Source organism: Pseudomonas sp. VEM90 (assembly GCF_054611535.1).
Window position 1 is genome coordinate 1 of record NZ_JBTRAR010000055.1, and the last position, 1,933, is coordinate 1,933.

Below are 1,933 nucleotides of genomic sequence, written 5' to 3' on the forward strand. Positions count from 1 at the left end.
GCAGTGGCCGAACCGGTGGTGCTGTTCGCCGCCACGACGACAGTAGTGCCGTCGGTCAGCTTGAAGTACAGCTCCGAGTGGTTGTTGATCGGCAGACCGTCTTTGTTGGTCAGCGTGATGGTGTAGGTGATCTCGCCGCCTTCGGTGACCGAAGGGGTCGCAGTCAGCTTCGCCACCACTTCGTCGAGGGTGTCGGTGACTTGAACCGAAGCGGCATCGCCCAGTTCCAGGTTTTCGAAGGTGCGACCGTCTACATCCGCAGCGGACGTGATGCCCAGGCTGATCTGGCCAGCATCGTTGTAGACGTCATCGCCTTGTGCCGTGTGCTCGTAAGGCGCGCTGGTGTCGCCAGCCTTGATGGTGACCTGGGCGTTGTTGCTCAGGGTCACGACCAGGTCGTGGGCCAGCGGCTGGTTGACGTGTACGGTGAACGTCGGTTTGACGTTCTCGGCTACCGACATCTGGTCAGCGGTAATGGTGACCTTGATGATGTCGCCTTCGTTGCCTGGAGTACCTGGCTCGTCAGTTACCTCGGTGCTGACCGGAGTCTTGTCCAGGTTCAGGTTTTCGAACTTCCACGCGTCTGCGCCGCTGACCGCGTCGATGGCATTGACCACCGGCTGGTTAGTGCCGACGTAGACGTTGTCCGGGGCGGTTGCAGTGGCCGAACCGGTGGTGCTGTTCGCCGCCACGACGACAGTAGTGCCGTCGGTCAGCTTGAAGTACAGCTCCGAGTGGTTGTTGATCGGCAGACCGTCTTTGTTGGTCAGCGTGATGGTGTAGGTGATCTCGCCGCCTTCGGTCACCGAAGGGGTGGCGGTCAACTTGGCCACCACCTCACTGATAGTGTCCGAGATCTCAACGGTAGCCGGGCCACCCAAGGCCAGCTTCTCGAAAGTGGCACCCGGAACTGTAGCGTCGATAACACTGAGTGTGATGGAGCCTGCATCAAGATAGACGTCATCGCCCTGAACCGAGGTCTTGTACTCGACTTCGGTCTTACCGGCTTCGATCGTCACGGTGTCGCCGTTCGACAGGGTTACGGTCAACGGACGGTCCAGCGCCTGGCTAACTTTCACAGTAAAGGAAGGTTGCTGGTCTTCGGTCACATTTCCATTGCTGAGAATACTTACGGTGACGGTATCGATGCTGTCATTGATGACAGTCGAGGCTGGAGTCGGATTCGGGGTCAGTTGCTCGAAGTTGCCGCCCGTGGCGTTCTCGATCGTGACACTGACAGTCGAACCGTTGTTGTAGACGTCATTGGCCGGGGTCTGGAAATCAACGCTGCCCTGGGTTTTGCCCGCTTCAACGGTGATGACCTGGCCGTTGGACAGGGTCACGGTTACCGGAGTCTGGGCAGGGTTGCTCAGGGTCACGGTATAAGTGATCACGCCGCCTTCGGTCACGCTTGGCGAGGCGGTCAGGGTTGCAGTGGTGGTATCGACCGAGTCGTTGATCGTGGTCTGAGCCGGCGTCGGGTTCGGGGTCAGTTGTTCGAAGTTGCCGCCCGTGGCGTTCTCGATCGTGACACTGACAGTCGAACCGCTGTTGTAGACGTCATTGGCCGGGGTCTGGAAATCAACGCTGCCCTGGGTTTTGCCCGCTTCAACGGTGATGACCTGGCCGTTGGACAGGGTCACGGTTACCGGAGTCTGGGCAGGGTTGCTCAGGGTCACGGTATAGGTGATCACGCCGCCTTCGGTCACGCTTGGCGAGGCGGTCAGGGTTGCAGTGGTGGCATCGACCGAGTCGTTGATCGTGGTCTGCGCCGGCGTCGGGTTCGGGGTCAGTTGCTCGAAGTTTCCGCCCGTGGCGTTCTCGATCGTGACACTGACAGTCGAACCGTTGTTGTAGACGTCATTGGCCGGGGTCTGGAAATCAACGCTGCCCTGGGTTTTGCCCGCTTCAACGGTAATGGTCTGGCCGTTGG

1 protein-coding gene is annotated in these 1,933 nt (G+C 59.7%); it reads right to left on the reverse strand.

Going from position 1 to position 1,933, the window contains the following annotated elements; translation table 11 throughout:
- The coding region (locus ACYCCG_RS25965; protein ID WP_459672311.1) for an immunoglobulin-like domain-containing protein at positions 1 to 1,933 on the reverse strand (1,933 nt) is incomplete at both ends.